Consider the following 15,544-nt stretch of genomic DNA (forward strand, 5'->3'; position numbering starts at 1 on the left):
TGACTTAGGAGTATTGTGACACAAAAAGCGCTTTTCAGGGAGTACAATTAATGACCTGGCACTGGTGGCTGGCCTACTTTGTCACAACGACCATATTGAGCATTTCCCCCGGTTCTGGGGCTATCAACACCATGAGCACCGGTATCAGCTATGGCGCAAGAGGCGCCGTGGCGTCGATTGCCGGCCTGCAGGTCGGCCTGGCGAGTCATATCATGTTGGTCGGCATCGGGCTCGGTACGCTGTTTACCCAGTCGGTACTGGCGTTTGAAATCCTGAAATGGCTCGGCGTGGCCTATCTTATCTGGCTGGGTATCCAGCAATGGCGCTCCGGATCCGGGCTGGTGCTGAACGCGCAAGCAGGCGGCGTATCGCGGCGCAGGCTGTTTAAGCGCGCGATACTGGTTAACCTGACCAATCCCAAAAGCATCGTGTTCCTGGCCGCGCTGTTTCCGCAGTTCATCATTGCCGGCGAGCCCCAGGTCATTCAGTACCTGGTGCTGGGCATCACCACGCTGGTGGTTGATCTGGTGGTAATGATTGGCTATGCCAACTTGGCGACCCATGTCTCAAAATGGCTGAAGGGGCCGCGCCAGATGAAGCTGCTGAACCGTATTTTTGGCTCATTGTTCATTATGGTTAGCGCGCTGCTGGCCACCGCCAAATAGGATGTTCAGCGCACCGGCAGGATGTCGTCATCCACCAGGTGTTCGCGAATAACCGACAGAAAAGGCATACCGAAGCGGTCCAGCTTCCGATTACCCACGCCATTGACCCGCAGCATGTCATTGGCGGTGACCGGGAGCTGCTCAGCCATCTCCAGTAACGTTGCATCGTTGAAGACCACATAAGGTGGTACGTTCGCTTCATCAGCCAGGGATTTACGCAATTTTCGCAGCTTGGCAAACAAATGGCGATCATAGTTACCCACGTGCGCTTTGGGCGCCGCACGGGCTTTCAGGTTGGTCACGCGCGGTTCCGCCAGCAGCAGCGGCACTTCGCCGCGCAGCACCGGCCGCGCTGATTCAGTCAGCTGCAAGGCGGAATGCTGGGTAATATTCTGGTTGACCAGCCCCAGATGAATCAGCTGGCGTAGTACGCTTATCCAGTGTTCGTTCGAGCGCTCCCGGCCAATACCGTATACCGGCAGTTTATCATGGCCGTTTTCGCGGATTCGCTGGCTGTTGGCGCCACGCAGCACCTCGACGATATAGGCCATGCCGAAGCGCTGGCCGACGCGATAAACGCAGGACAGGGCTTTGCGCGCCTCTTCGAGCCCGTCATAGCGCTTGGGGGGATCCAGGCAGATATCGCAGTTGCCGCAGGGTTGCTGGCGTCCTTCACCGAAATAGTTCAGCAACACCAGCCGGCGGCAGGTCTGGGCTTCGGCAAACGCCCCCATGGCGTTCAGTTTATGGCGTTCTATATCCTGCTGCTCGCCCGGCGGTTTCTCTTCAAGACAGCGGCGCAGCCAGGCCATATCGGCCGGATCGTAAAACAGCACCGCTTCGGCCGGCAGGCCGTCCCGACCGGCGCGGCCGGTTTCTTGGTAGTAGGACTCAATGGTGCGTGGTATATCGAAATGCAGCACAAACCGCACATTGGGTTTGTTGATGCCCATGCCGAAGGCCACCGTCGCCACCACCACCTGCAGGTCATCGCGCTGGAAGGCTTCCTGCACCTGGGCGCGTACGCCGTTCTCAAGCCCGGCATGATAGGCGCCTACGCTTACGCCGCGGCTCTGCAGCCGGGCGCTGATATCTTCCACTTTGGCGCGGCTGTTGCAGTAAATAATGCCGCTTTTGCCACGCTGGCTTTGAACAAAATGCCAAAGCTGATCGAACGGCTTGTATTTTTCCACCAGGGTATAGCGAATATTGGGCCGATCGAAACTGCTTACCTGAATCAGCGGATCATGGAGATCCAGCAACCGGACGATGTCTTCGCGGGTCGCGTTGTCGGCGGTCGCGGTCAGGGCGATAAAGGGCAGGCCGGGGAAGTGGCGCTTGATGTGGCCAAGCGTACGGTATTCAGGCCTGAAGTCGTGTCCCCACTGGGAAATACAGTGAGCCTCATCGACCGCAATCATCGCCGGACGCCACTGCTGGAGCTGTTCCAGCATGTTATCCATCATCAGCCGTTCTGGCGCGATATACAGCATCCTGATGCTGCCGTCGCGGCAGCCGGCCATGATGTCATGCTGCTGCTCACGGGTCTGGGTCGAATTCAGGCATGCGGCGGCAACGCCGTTGGCCAGGAGCTGGTCGACCTGATCTTTCATCAGCGAGATAAGCGGAGAAACCACCAGCGTCAGTCCGTCCATCACCAGCGCTGGAATCTGGTAGCAGAGAGACTTTCCGCCGCCGGTAGGCATGACCACCAGGCAGTCGCGACCGCTGATGACCGTGTTAATGATTGCTTGCTGACCCGGCCGGAACTGCTGATAGCCGAAGGTGTCCTGCAGCACTTGCTGAGCCTGCGTTTCCTGCTCTGTTACCGCCGCCGTTGACACATCATCCCCAATTTGGTTTATGCCGGCGCCTGCTTTCCGGCACCGGTAATAGTTAACACCTTACATCATGTCGTTGAGCATAAAGCCGACACCGACACGGGTCTGGCGGTGATCATAATCGATAAGTGACTCGCCGTAGCCGCTGAACACCTGGGTGTAGAACCGCACATGCTTGGAAACCGGATAACTCCAGCCCAGTTCGGCGCCGCCGTAGCCGCTGTTCCAATTATAGCGACCTTCAACGCTGAACACGCTCTCGCCCCAGGTATAGCCTACCTTCAGCCGATTATGGCCCATGTAGCGGGTGATATCCTCATTGTTGTCGCCGCTGCCCAGCTTGAGCCAGGGTTTGACTTCCACCTGCCAGTTGCCATTCTGCGCCATCAGTCGGGTGTAAGCACGGTTCCAGCTGCGTGATGTCGGATCGGAGCGTCCGTTGGATTGATGGTTCAGGCCCACTTCCACATCGCGCAGGGTCCAGCCGGCAAAATTATAATCTGTCGCCCAGCCGAGGAATACCTGTGGTTCATAGTTTGTTTCACGAAACGGTGAAGATTCGCCTTTATTAGACATCTGCCACCAGGAGCGCTGAGTATAAGAAGCCCCCAGCACCGAGTTCTCCCCCGCGATACCGCGCCATAGCGGAAAACCAAGACTCAGTTGGAAAGCCACCTCATCTTTCTTGGCATTCTCGGCCCAGTCATATGACCGGATGGCCTCTTTATTGATATCGCTGGTATAGGTATAAAGCAGGTAATTGCTTTCATACGGATAGAGCGTGAATGGATTGTCATGCTCCTGAAGCAGGTTCGCTATGATACTGCCTTTTATCGCGGGTGCATCGTGAATTTTTTCAATCGTTGCTTCCTGCGCATGCACTAATACCGTTGATCCGATGAAGAGCGCTACAGCCCCGCCAAGTGTACGCATAAATTTATCTCCGAAAGCGCGCAACCCATGAACACATATATGCAAAGCGAATCATTTTACACACTATCGGTGTTTTTATTTAAAAAAATACTCATTACCCGCACGCTTGGCTAACGGAGGCAGGGCTGGAAAGTTACCGTTTACAAGCATAATATCAACATATTGTTAACCACGGTGCGCCGACTGCGGGCACCACTGGGATCCTTTATGTCGTCAACGCCTCTTACACCGCAGGACGCCCGGCGTCTTATCGGCTGAGGATGCTTATCGCCGCCGATTACCTTATACTCTCGCGCCTGTTTGCGCACAACCAACCGGTCATGGAATACGATGAATACCACCCGCCAGGGCGTGCTTTGCGCGCTCGGAGCTTATCTTATATGGGGCCTGGCTCCCGCCTATTTCAAACTTATCCAGCAGGTTCCGGCCGGCGAAATACTGACCCACCGTATTATCTGGTCAGTTTTTTTCATGCTGGCGCTGATTACCCTGAGTGATAAATGGCGGCAGGTAGCTGCGTTGTGCCGTAAGCCGAAAGTCCTGCTGGCCCTGGCGCTGACCTCGGTATTGATCGGCAGTAACTGGCTGTTGTATATCTGGGCGGTAAACAATCACCATATGCTGGAAGCCAGCCTGGGCTATTTCATCAACCCGCTGGTGAATATCCTGCTGGGCATGCTGTTTCTGGGCGAGCGCTTTCGCCGGCTGCAGTGGGCGGCAGTGGTACTGGCGGTGCTCGGCGTACTGGTGCAGCTGTGGAAATTCGGCTCCCTGCCGCTTATCGCCCTGGGACTTGCCGCCACCTTTGCCCTGTATGGCCTACTGCGTAAAAAACTCGGCGTAGACCCACAAACCGGCATGCTGGTAGAAACCCTGTGGCTGCTGCCCTTTGCCGCCGTCTATCTGTTTATTTTTGCCGACAGCCCGACCAGCCATATGTCGGCCAATCCCTGGCAGTTGAACACATTGCTGATAGCGGCAGGGATTATCACCACCATTCCGCTGCTGCTGTTTACCGCTGCCGCTAACCGCCTGCAGCTGTCGACGCTGGGCTTTTTCCAGTATCTTGGCCCAACGCTGATGTTCATCTTGGCAACGGTATTCTATGGTGAAGCTATGACCGAAGATAAACTGTTCACTTTCGGCTTTATCTGGCTGGCGCTGGCGGTATTTATCGCCGATGCCCTGCTGTACACGCGCAAATCACGCCGCATGCGCCGCAGCCCGACGTGAGATAAAACGGGCCATCGCCGGCCCCAGCAGCAGTATGGTAAACAGCCGCAGGCTTTGCAGCGCCATCACAAAGCCGATATTGACCTGGGCGCCCGCCGCAATGATCGCTGCCGTATCCAGCCCGCCAGGGCTGGTTGCCAGATACGCGGTCAGCAGGTCGACCGGCAATACCAGCGTCAATCCCCAGGCCATCATGCCGCAAATCGCCATCAGCCCGATAATCGACGCCAGCATCTGCGGCAAGGTTTTCAGCGCCAGCAGCACAATGGATCGCGTAAAGCGCAGCCCGACGCTCCAGCCGATAAAAGTATACGCCAGCGCCAGCAGCCATTCGGGCACCTGCATCGTCAGCGTACCGCTCACGTGCAGGGCGGCGCCGGCGATCATCGGCCCCAGCATGGCGCCCGCGGGTATCCGCAGTTTACGGCCCAGCCAGGCCCCCACCGTTGCGACCGCCAGGGTTGCCGCAAAACGGTCGTCAAGCGCCGGCCACCAGTTTACCGCCGGTCCGGCGATCTGCTCCGGCAGGATCAGATGGGCCACCAGCGCGGCGGCGGCGGCCACCAGCAGCACCCGCAGGTACTGCATGAATGCCACCAGCCGGACATCGGCGCCGAACTCTTCTGACATGGCGACCATCGCCGAGGCGCCGCCGGGCGAAGAACCCCATGCCCCGGTAGGGCCGGGTAACGCACTGAACCTGACCAGCAGCCAGCCGGCAAGCCCGCTGGCCAGCAGGGTGACCAGTTGCACCAGCAATATCGTCGGCCAGTCGGCAATCAGTACGCCAAATATCGCGGGCGATAGCGTCAGCGCCACCATGCAGCCCAGCATCGCCTGGCAGGCGATAAAGATCCTGGGGGAGACGGTAATGGTGGCACCGAGCAGCGCCATCACCACCCCGACCAGCATTGGACCGAGCAACAGGGCCGCCGGTACGTGATAAGCCTGCAGAAAAAAACCCAGGCCCAGAGAGCAGGCAATCAGAATCAGCCACTGCAGCGGCGCGGAGAGGGATTTCATATAGGGTCAATTTCAGGATGAACGGGCCATATACCCCGTTTTATCATATTCCCCGCCCAGATGAGACCAGGAATATTGCCGTAAGGCAATATTCCTGCCAGTGACCCTGGCCGGTGGGGCGGAACGTGCGGCCGTGAGCGACGGCCAGCTGTCGGCGTCAGAGCCAGTTACGACGTTTGAAATACAAATAGGGTGCGATGCCGGCCAGGATCATCAGGGCGATGGCCCCTGGGTAGCCAAAGGACCATTTCAGCTCAGGCATGAATTGAAAGTTCATGCCATAGCTGGAGGCCACCAGGGTCGGCGGCAGGAACACCACCGACACCACCGAGAAGATCTTGATGATGCGGTTCTGCTCGATGTTGATGAAACCCATCGCCGCCTGCATCAGGAAGTTGACCTTCTGAAAAAGCGATTCATTGTGCGGCAGCAGGGACTCGATGTCGCGCAGCACTTCCCGCGCCTGCTCCAGCTGGCCTGAGGGCAGCCTGGCCTTGCGTACCAGGAAATTCAGCGCCCGCTGGGTATCCATCAGGCACAGACGTACCTTCCAGCCGACGTCTTCCAGCTCAGCCAGGGTTGAAAGCGCTTCATCATATTCATCGCCCTGATGACCTTCCATGATCACCAGGCTGAGCGATTCCAAATCGCTGTAGATATTTTCTATTTCGTCCGCCAGCTGTTCGATTTTGGTCTCGAACAGATCAAGCAGCAGCTCATAGGCATTGCCGTCGGTCAGGGTCTGGCTGCGCGAGCGCATCCGATAAAGCCGAAAGGCCGGCAGCTCACGTTCACGCAGGGTGTAGAGCCGTCCGTCACGAATGGTGAACGCCACGGTGGCATTCCCGGCGTGATCACCCGCGTCGGCATAGAAAAAAAAGGAGTGGATATGCAGGCCGTCTTCATCTTCGAAAAAACGCGCTGAAGCCTCGATATCCTCCAGTTCGATCCGGGTCGCCAGGCTTTGCCCGAGCTCATCCATAACCCGGCCGCGCTCATCGTCGCCGGGTTCGATAAGATCAACCCATACCGAACCGGCCAGGTTGTCGATTTCATCCGACTCGTAACGATATAAGCGGCAATTATCCAGTTTAAATGCGTTAAGCATACGCTATGTCTTCCTAAGCGGTGACAATCGGGAAACGCATTAGATCACGGAAACTGGAGGTGAGAACGTCACCGACAAGTTTCAGACCATTACAGATCTGACTCGGCGCGACACAACAGATGAGGTCGCTGATAAGCCCTAAGGCCATCAGCGGAAGGATAGCTTTAGGGGTTATACCTGATAATCAGATTATCGAGCCAGTATCTACTGGGGGTGTCCAAAGCGAGATCCTCTTTCAAAATAGTGCGCGCATGTTACGCCCAGATGAAAAACAAAGTCAATATTCGTTCTGAGCCAATATGCTGCAAATTTGTACCTATGAGGCCGCTCACTTGAACGGCTTCGGTTTCAGGCCGTTTCGAGGCGGGCGTAGGCGGCGACCAGCCATTTGATGCCCTGCCCCTGGAATGCTATCTGCAGCCGGCTGTGCTCACCGCTGCCTTCCAGGTTGATAACCGTTCCCTCACCGAACTTGGGATGGCGGACCCGCTGTCCCAGGCTGAAACCACTGTCATTCTCACTGATCGGCGCACCGATTTGGCGCTGGTTCATCGGCCTGCTGATGCTGGCGCGCAGCCTGACTTCTTCTACGCAGTCAGGCGGCAGTTCGCCGACAAAGCGCGATGGCCGGTGAAATGCTTCCTTACCATAAAGACGGCGGGTTTCGGCATAGGTGATGGTCAGTTTTTCCATGGCGCGGGTCACGCCGACGTACGCCAGCCGGCGCTCTTCTTCCAGCCGGCCGCCTTCGTCCAGCGACATCTGGCTGGGGAACATGCCCTCTTCCATGCCGACGATAAAGACCTGAGGAAACTCCAGGCCTTTGGCCGAGTGCAGGGTCATCAGCTGTACCGCATCCTGATAGGCATCAGCCTGGCCTTCGCCGGCCTCCAGCGCCGCATGGGACAAAAACGCCTGCAGCGGCAGCAAATCCTGATCTTCATCCTGATAGCTGTACTGACGCGCCGCCGTCACCAGCTCCTCAAGGTTTTCGATGCGGGCCTGGCCCTTCTCGCCCTGCTCCTGTTCGAACATCGCCCACAGGCCCGAGTTTTTGATGACCCGGTCGGTCTGTACATGCAGCGGCAAGTCGGCCGTCTCGGTCGCCAGCGCATCGATAAGATCGATAAAGCGCTGCATCGCCGACGCCGCCCGACCGGCCAGCACCCGCTCCTGCAACAGTCCGCGCGTCGCCTGCCACAGGGTTTGCTGTCGATCGCGCGCCGCCTGGCGGACCACGTCCAGGGTGCGATCGCCGATGCCGCGAGTAGGGGTATTCACCACCCGCTCAAAAGCGGCATCGTCATTGCGGTTGGCAATCAGCCGGAGATAGGACATGGCGTCCTTGATTTCCAGCCGCTCGAAGAATCGCATGCCGCCATAGATGCGGTACGGCATGCTTTGCTGCAGCAGCGCCTCTTCCAGGACCCGTGACTGGGCGTTGCTGCGGTAAAGGATGGCGCAGTCCTTGAGCGAACCGCCTTTTTCCTGCCATACCTTGATGCGGTTGACCACAAAACGAGCTTCATCCAGCTCGTTGAAAGCGCAATAGAGCGAAATCGGTTCGCCATCGGCGCCATCGGTCCACAGGTTTTTCCCCAGCCGGCCGCCATTGTTGGCAATCAACGCGTTCGCCGCTTTGAGGATATTGCTGGTGGACCGGTAGTTCTGCTCCAGTCGAATGGTCTGGGAACCGGGAAAATCATTCAGGAAACGCTGAATATTTTCGACCTGGGCCCCGCGCCAGCCGTAGATCGACTGATCATCATCGCCAACGATCATCACGTTGCCGCTGTCGCCGGCCAGCATGCGTATCCAGGCGTACTGGATCTGGTTGGTGTCCTGGAACTCATCCACCAGTATATGGGAAAAGCGCTCGCGGTAATGCCTGAGGATATGGGGTTTATTCAGCCACAGTTCATGGGCGCGCAGCAACAGTTCAGCGAAATCCACCAGGCCGGCCCGATCGCAGGCTTCCTGATAGGCCTGGTAGATACGCTGCCAGGTAGCCTCCACCGGATTGCCATAGCTTTCCACATGCTGCGGACGCAGGCCTTCATCCTTTTTACCGCCGATATACCACATCGCCTGCCGGGGCGGCCATTGCTTTTCATCCAGATTGAGGGCGCGGATAAGCCGCTTGAGCAGCCGAAGCTGATCTTCGCTGTCCAATATCTGAAAATCCTGCGGCAGGTTGGCATCCAGGTGATGGGCGCGCAGCAAGCGGTGCGCCAGACCATGAAACGTTCCAATCCACATACCGCCCTGCCCGGCCGTCCCGAGTAAATGCTCAATGCGGTGACGCATTTCGGCGGCGGCTTTGTTGGTAAACGTCACCGCCATGATTGAATAGGGCGAGCTGTTTTCGACCGTTAACAGCCAGGCGATACGATGTACCAGGACCCGGGTTTTGCCGCTGCCGGCGCCGGCCAGTACCAGTAGATTGCCGCGCGGGGCCGCTACGGCCTCGCGTTGCTTGTCATTCAGGCCCACAAGCAGGTCAGAAACGTCCATAAAAAGCCTTATTTCGCCAAAAAGGAGCCAGTGACCAACCACTGGTGATATATACAGATATTTAGATTATAACAAGCCTGACAGAGATGCCAACCTGGAAATCTCAATATGCGGCAATAGGCGTGCGTCCCGGGCCAACCGCAGATTACCCTGCCGGTCGTTGATCCAACAGGCCTGCATGCCGCAGCGAATGGCACCGGTGACGTCGGCGTCCAGATCATCGCCCACGTGGAGAATATCGCTTAGCGGCAGTCCAAGCCGCTGGGCCGCCAGGTGGTAAAGGTCGTGGAACGGCTTGGCCCGACCATCAGGACCGGCACGCAGCACAAAGCTGAAATAGTCGCCCAGGCCGCAGGCCGCCGGATCGGCATTGCCATTGGTAATGGCCACCAGCGGCCAGCGGGAGGCCAGCGCTTTCAGCGTCTGATGGGTCTCGGCAGGTACGCTGATATCGCTGCGCCAACGGGCAAAGTCGGCCATGGCCTTATCGGCCCCCTGGCGGGCCGCCTGCCCATCCAGACCGTAGCTGTTCAGCAGCCGCTCGAGAGAACAATGGCGCCAGCGGGTAACATCATGATAAATATCGGGCTGCTGCAGGCGAAGCTCGGCCCGGGCGCGGTGCAAATCCTCTTTGCTGATAGCGGCCAGCGCCGGGTGGTACTGCTGCAGAAAAAGTACCGATTGTTGCTCGGTACGGGCAATGACCGGACGATTATCATACAAGGTATCATCCAAATCGAAGGTTAACGCACGAAGCGATCGCAAAGGGCGGTAAAAATGCATCAGGATTTTCCCCGTTTTGATCGTGGATGAGCAGCATCGTACACCAAGGCCAGATGCTGGAAATCAAGATGGGTATAGATCTGAGTGGTAGAGAGGTTGGCGTGACCGAGCAATTCCTGTACCGCGCGCAGATCGCCGCTGGACTCCAGCATATGGGTCGCGAAAGAATGACGCAGTTTGTGGGGATGAACATGACTGCTAATGCCCTGCTGTACTCCCCACTGGGCGAAACGTTTCTGCACATTGCGCATTGAAATGCGTTGACCGGTTTTGGCGACAAACAGGGCATTATCCTGCGGGGCGAACGCCGGCCGTAACGACAGCCATTTGCCCAGCCAGGTGACCGCGCCCCCGCCTATCGGCAGCTTGCGCTCTTTATTGCCCTTACCGATAACCCGCACTTCTCCTTCGCCGATCTCCAGGTGGTTGCAATCCAGATTGACCAGTTCGGCCAGGCGCAGTCCGGCACCGTACATCAGTTCAAGCATCGCCCGATCGCGTACCGCCAGCGGATCATCGATATCAATATCCAGCAGCCGATCGACTTCGTCCACATCCATGTTTTTGGGCAGATGCCGGCCGCTGCGCGGGGCGGCGACGCCCTTGGCGGGATTGGCTTTCAACTCACCGCTTTCCACCATCCAGTTAAGGAAACTGCGTAGCGCCGACAGACGCTGGGCCAGGCTGGCGGTCTTTAACCCCTGGCGTTTGCTGCGTGCGGACAGAGTGCGGACGTGGGCGGTATCGAGCTGGCTCCAGTCGGTGACGCCCAGTTCATCGGCGATGCTGACCAGCACTTCCAGCTGATGGGCATAGCTGCCGAGGGTTAACGGACTGAGCTGTCGTTCCACGCGCAGATGGCGCAGAAAGGCTTCGACCGGTGCCTGCAGCGGCGATGCCCCGCTGGTCATGCCCGACTCACCCAGCGCTCAAGCAGGCCGGGCAGCAGGATAGCGAGTTGTTGCAACAGCACGGTTCCCTGGCCATCCTGATAGTGCTGGCTGTCGCGGCTGCTGAAAATCAGCACGCCCAGATCGCCGTGATCGCCCAGCATCGATAGCGCCACTGATCCCACCTGTCTGGCCTGCGGCAGCAATTGCAGCAGTTCAGGCCCATTGAGTTTGCCCAGATAATGGTTTTGCTGCCCCAGTCGCTGGATGCGCAGCGGTTCAAACTGGCTGCGTGACAGCCCCAGATGATAAAAATCAGAGGGCGCGCCCAGGCGCCATTTATCGGTAAACAGTCGCACATCGGCGCCGGCCAGGCCGAGGCCGCGGGCCCATGACTGCAGGCTGTCCAGCAGCGCTCTCAGGCTGCGGGCCGCCGCCAGGTCCGATTGCAGGCGCAGCAACCGGTAAAACAGCGGCTCATTGATGCTGGCCTGTGCCATCAGTTGGGTAATATCTTCCTCAAGCTGACGAATATGGCTACGCTGGCGTCCGAGTTGCCATTCCACCAGGGATACCGCGCCCTGTACCGGATGAGGAACTCTCATTTGCTCGACCTGGCGGGCGTTGCGAATAAAAAAATCCGGGTTATCCAGCAAAAACCGCGCGACCGTTTCATCGTCCAGCAAGGCTGCTGCTTGCGACTGCTCTGGGACCTGTTTCATAGATGAATAAATCCGTCGTAAACATGGGTGGCCGGACCGGTCATATAGAGCGCATGCCCCGGCCCTTTCCAACTGATTTCCAGCCGGCCGCCGGGCAGGTCGACCAACACCTGTTCAGCCAGCAACGCCTGCTGTATTCCTATCGCGACCGCCGCACAGGCGCCGCTGCCGCAGGCCTGGGTTTCACCAGCGCCGCGTTCATATACCCGCAGGCGGATGTGTTCGCGGCTGACCACCTGCATGAAGCCGATATTGGCCCGGTCCGGGAAGCGATCATGATTCTCCATCAGGGGTCCGAGCGATTCGACCGGTGCAATGGCGACATCCTCAACCTGGATCACGCAATGGGGATTGCCCATCGACACCACGCCGCAGAGCACGGTTTTTTCCGCCACGCGCATGATGTAGGTTTTTTCTGCCTTGGTGGCTCGAAAGGGCACCAGCTGCGGCTCGAATTCCGGTACGCCCATATTCACCCGTACCAGCTCATCATCGGTAATGCTGAGCACCATGCGGCCGGTCTGGGTACTGACGTGAATCTCACGTTTGTTGGTCAGGTTTTTCATTCTGACGAAACGCGCAAAACAGCGGGCGCCATTGCCACATTGGGCAACCTCGCTGCCGTCGGCATTGAAGATACGATAGTGGAAATCCAGTTCAGGATCGTAAGGGGGTTCAACCACCAGCAACTGATCGAAGCCGATGCCGCAATGACGATCGGACAGGCGCCTTATCATCTCCGGCGAGAAGTAGACATTTTGCGTCACGGCGTCGACGACCATGAAGTCGTTTCCCAGACCGTGCATTTTGGAGAACTGCATATCTCACTCCGCTGAGTGGCCGCGCGGGCAGCATAGCGCTTCGCCCGGCCAGTTGCGATAATATCGCGATTACGGCTGTACGGTACCGGTGGTGCGGCGATTGCCGCTGCCGGGTTCAGCGGACTGTACCGGCGTCTGGGTGGCCGTTTCAGACGTCGTCAGTTGGGGTTTGTCTGCCGCTTTTTCTTCCGGTGGAAAATAGAGCGGTCCTTTCAGGCCGCAGCCGTACAGTCCTAGTAACAGCATCGCCAGCGTAATGCGGCGCAATGGGATTTTCATGGGTCAATAGCCTGTCATTGCTCATTCTCAGGGCTCTATCATCGCAGTTGGATCATGAAAAGCAACTGGAATCGACAATCAACCCAATCTGATGAGATGAAAGCCGCTGGCGGAAAGCGGCGGGGTCCTGCCCCCCCCGGCGGATGCAGACGCGCCGCAAATCAGTTGATGCGCGCCTGTTGCGGCTGCGATACGCCTTTATCATAGGCGGTAGCACACAGATGCGACAATACACTGTTACGGAACGGCACCACCTGAGTACGTCCATCCAGCTGTACGATCTGATAGAACTGCGGCAAATTGAAATTGATGAAACTGGAGCCGTAGGTAAAGCGGTCATGGGAAGAGGAGTAGAACCGGCTTACGTCGCGCACCAGTTCTTCCCGGCTGCCCTCACAGTGATGATAGGCTTCAACCCGGTTGGTTTCATCGAGAATATAAATGGTGAAACCCTGATCCTCGGTGCTGTCCTCGAAGAAGAACTGGATGATCCCTTCGCTGGCAAAACCATCCACCACCGGCGGCAGGCTGACCTGCTCTGTTTCCATTTTAATGGACAAACCATGGAGCTTGTTATGGGAAATGGCGCCATAAAACTCGATGGCGTTTTCCAGCTTCTGCACCGAAACACTGAGGCGTTCAAAAAACAGTCCCCAGGTCTGGCCAGCCACACGCACCGCTTTAAAGCGGGCGGGATCCTGACGGGTACTGGACAGCCGCAATTCAATACATTCAGAAACCAGTTGCTGCACCCGGGTACGAATCAGGCCACGCAGATGCTGGCTGTAACAGAATACCTCCACCGTATCCGGCGGAGAAGCATCCTGATGCATTTTACCCAGGATGGTTTTCAACGCTTCCAGCACCGCCTGCTCGCCGCTGAAATGCAGGGTGCGCACTTCGTTCCACGAGTTGCGGTACAGCAGGTCGATACTGCCGACCAGGCATTGCTGCTGCTGACCGAAGCTGAACACATCCAGCTTGCGGAAATCAAAATGCACCACCTGGTTACGGAAAGCCGCCGTCGGGTCATGCTCAAGATTGACAATAATGGCCAGATGGCGGATTTCGCAAGGGCTGTACAGCGCTTTGGGCGTCGGCGCCGGCACCCGCAGCGGGAAATGTCGCGATACATCACTGATAAGCTCGCGCAGCTTGGCGATATCGCAGCTGTCGCTGCCTTTGATATGCAACTGGGTCTTCTCGGTCAGCAGACCGTTAAACCAGGCCCAGGCCACCAGCTTGTTCAGGTAGCGGTTATATTCCAGCGGCTGGTGGCTGATGATTGATTCCATCGACGGCGACTGATTATACAGATACCAGCCGGTCCGATTGGCCCGCCCCTGAGGGACATGGATGAACGTCAGGTTCTGTTCGGACAAATCGGGGGAAATCTGCGGATTAATCAGCGTCACTTTGCCCGGCAGCGCTTCGAACGCCGCGTACAGCTTCCGTGTCAGCACGCCGATATCCTGAGGACTGGCGCTGACGCTCAGATTATTGCGGCGGGCAAAGCGGATAAGGTTCCGATAGCTCTGCATCATGGCATCGAGCAATTCGTTGTGGGCATCGCGGACCTGGCCGATTTTCCAGTTGGCGCGGTCGTCGAGCATACTGAGACGATCTGCATCCCAGCCCCACTCCTTAACCTGCTGATTCAGTATTTCACGCCGCCACATCACCCCGACTGAAGCCTGGGACAGCTTCTCGCACACTTTGAGATAAAAACAGCGGCGAACCAGATCCAGCCGGGTAGCGTCGTTAATCTGGGTCAGATAGTCGGTTACCCGTTCCAGCATCATGCAATAGGGGTCAAGCCCATAAGAGACGATTTCGCCGTTATGCAGCCGCTGCTTGATATTCATCGCCAGTAGTTGGGTATTGGGGTATTCCCACGAATAGGCTTCCAGCAGCAGCGTTTTGAGCACCGCCTTATAAGGCGAATCGATGCTTTTATACAGCTGCCACAGGCTGGCGCCGAAATACTCTTCGGCCGACAGCGTGCCGAGGCCGCCAAGATCAAGCCATTCATTCGGCGTCAGCGCGCCGCGGGCGTACAGCGACATCACGAATTCGTCATAGTGCTCTTCTTCATCAAGCGGCACCATGTTCCACAGGATGCGCTTGCCGGCCATGCGTACCGCGGTGCGGTAGAATTCGTCCAGCAGTAGAATATGCTGGGTAGAGCCGCAGTCTTCATCGCCCAGACTGCCGCTTTCGTTATGACGGAAGCGATTTTCATCGATCAGGAAAAAGTTGACCTCAACACCCTGCGCGGCCGCCCATTTTTCCAACAGCGAGCATTTACGCTGCAATTGAGCGCGCTCTTCATTATCGAGCCATGACTGGTGACAGACCCACAGGTCAAGGTCGGAATTGGCATTCTGCCCAATAGAGGAGGTGCTGCCCATCGAGTAAAGGCCGGTGATCGGCTGCTCGCCGCTGGCCGGCGACGCGACAACGGCACCCGATTGCTGGTGGAGTTCGGCCAGCCAGGCGGTTTGCTGTTCGTCAGGGACGTAAAAACAGATGCCGCTGGGAACGTTACCATCGAGGTAACCCGGAAGCATAGGGTGGTGATAATGTAATAGAGTCGGCAGCAGACTGTAAACGTGTTGGAACTCCGGTCCCATCGCCGCCAATGCCCGATCAACACGCAGTTGATTGATCGCATCCAGTCTCTGTTTCAATGTCTCGATATAGAAGTACAAGACGTCTCGCCTGATTGTCCC

General features: G+C 57.5%; 13 protein-coding genes. 2 read left to right on the forward strand and 11 right to left on the reverse strand.

Going from position 1 to position 15,544, the window contains the following annotated elements; translation table 11 throughout:
- Positions 1 to 50: 50 nt before the first annotated feature.
- A complete protein-coding gene (gene rhtB / locus EDC52_RS15435) occupies positions 51 to 665 on the forward strand; it encodes a homoserine/homoserine lactone efflux protein (protein WP_131866462.1) in 615 nt (204 codons plus the stop codon).
- A 5-nt stretch (positions 666 to 670) separates the two neighbouring features.
- Here the strand turns inward: rhtB and recQ are convergent, their stop codons facing one another.
- Together recQ and pldA are read right to left on the reverse strand one after the other, a co-directional pair.
- Positions 671 to 2,509 carry an ATP-dependent DNA helicase RecQ gene (recQ, locus tag EDC52_RS15440; RefSeq protein WP_131866464.1) on the reverse strand — a complete coding sequence of 613 codons (1,839 nt, stop codon included), beginning with the start codon at positions 2,507 to 2,509 and terminating at the stop codon, positions 671 to 673.
- Positions 2,510 to 2,569: 60 nt separating this feature from the next.
- Positions 2,570 to 3,439 carry a phospholipase A gene (gene pldA / locus EDC52_RS15445; RefSeq protein ID WP_131866466.1) on the reverse strand — a complete coding sequence of 290 codons (870 nt, stop codon included), beginning with the start codon at positions 3,437 to 3,439 and terminating at the stop codon, positions 2,570 to 2,572.
- A gap of 330 nt (positions 3,440 to 3,769) precedes the next feature.
- On the opposite strand from pldA, the gene rarD reads away from it, so the two are divergent.
- Entirely contained in the window at positions 3,770 to 4,672 is a 903-nt protein-coding gene (rarD, locus tag EDC52_RS15450) for an EamA family transporter RarD (RefSeq protein WP_131866468.1), read from the forward strand.
- On the opposite strand, the gene EDC52_RS15455 is transcribed toward rarD, so the two are convergent.
- The 9 genes from EDC52_RS15455 to EDC52_RS15495 form a co-directional block, all read right to left on the reverse strand.
- Positions 4,643 to 5,695 carry an AbrB family transcriptional regulator gene (locus tag EDC52_RS15455; protein WP_131866470.1) on the reverse strand — a complete coding sequence of 351 codons (1,053 nt, stop codon included), beginning with the start codon at positions 5,693 to 5,695 and terminating at the stop codon, positions 4,643 to 4,645. The genes rarD and EDC52_RS15455 overlap by 30 nt on opposite strands.
- Positions 5,696 to 5,852: 157 nt before the next feature.
- The gene (gene corA / locus EDC52_RS15460; protein ID WP_131866472.1) at positions 5,853 to 6,803 is read right to left on the reverse strand and encodes a magnesium/cobalt transporter CorA; all 951 of its coding nucleotides are present in this window, start codon (positions 6,801 to 6,803) and stop codon (positions 5,853 to 5,855) included.
- 348 nt (positions 6,804 to 7,151) lie between these two features.
- On the reverse strand, positions 7,152 to 9,317 hold the full coding sequence (gene uvrD / locus EDC52_RS15465; RefSeq protein ID WP_131866474.1) for a DNA helicase II: 2,166 nt from the start codon (positions 9,315 to 9,317) through the stop codon (positions 7,152 to 7,154).
- A 66-nt stretch (positions 9,318 to 9,383) separates the two neighbouring features.
- A complete protein-coding gene (yigB, locus tag EDC52_RS15470) occupies positions 9,384 to 10,100 on the reverse strand; it encodes a 5-amino-6-(5-phospho-D-ribitylamino)uracil phosphatase YigB (protein ID WP_131866476.1) in 717 nt (238 codons plus the stop codon).
- Complete coding sequence (gene xerC / locus EDC52_RS15475; protein ID WP_131866478.1) at positions 10,100 to 11,011, reverse strand: tyrosine recombinase XerC; 912 nt, start codon at positions 11,009 to 11,011, stop codon at positions 10,100 to 10,102. The genes yigB and xerC overlap by 1 nt, the downstream gene beginning before the upstream one ends.
- Positions 11,008 to 11,712 carry a DUF484 domain-containing protein gene (locus EDC52_RS15480; RefSeq protein WP_131866480.1) on the reverse strand — a complete coding sequence of 235 codons (705 nt, stop codon included), beginning with the start codon at positions 11,710 to 11,712 and terminating at the stop codon, positions 11,008 to 11,010. Before EDC52_RS15480 ends, xerC begins: the two co-directional genes overlap by 4 nt.
- Entirely contained in the window at positions 11,709 to 12,533 is an 825-nt protein-coding gene (gene dapF, locus EDC52_RS15485) for a diaminopimelate epimerase (RefSeq protein ID WP_131866482.1), read from the reverse strand. The genes EDC52_RS15480 and dapF overlap by 4 nt, the downstream gene beginning before the upstream one ends.
- 69 nt (positions 12,534 to 12,602) lie before the next feature.
- Positions 12,603 to 12,812 carry an LPS translocon maturation chaperone LptM gene (gene lptM / locus EDC52_RS15490; protein WP_131866484.1) on the reverse strand — a complete coding sequence of 70 codons (210 nt, stop codon included), beginning with the start codon at positions 12,810 to 12,812 and terminating at the stop codon, positions 12,603 to 12,605.
- Positions 12,813 to 12,973: 161 nt separating this feature from the next.
- Positions 12,974 to 15,523: a class I adenylate cyclase gene (locus EDC52_RS15495; protein ID WP_131866486.1), complete on the reverse strand. Its 2,550-nt coding sequence runs from the start codon at positions 15,521 to 15,523 to the stop codon at positions 12,974 to 12,976.
- Positions 15,524 to 15,544: the final 21 nt, after the last annotated feature.

The sequence above is a fragment of the Biostraticola tofi genome, from assembly GCF_004343195.1.
Taxonomy (GTDB): domain Bacteria; phylum Pseudomonadota; class Gammaproteobacteria; order Enterobacterales; family Enterobacteriaceae; genus Biostraticola; species Biostraticola tofi.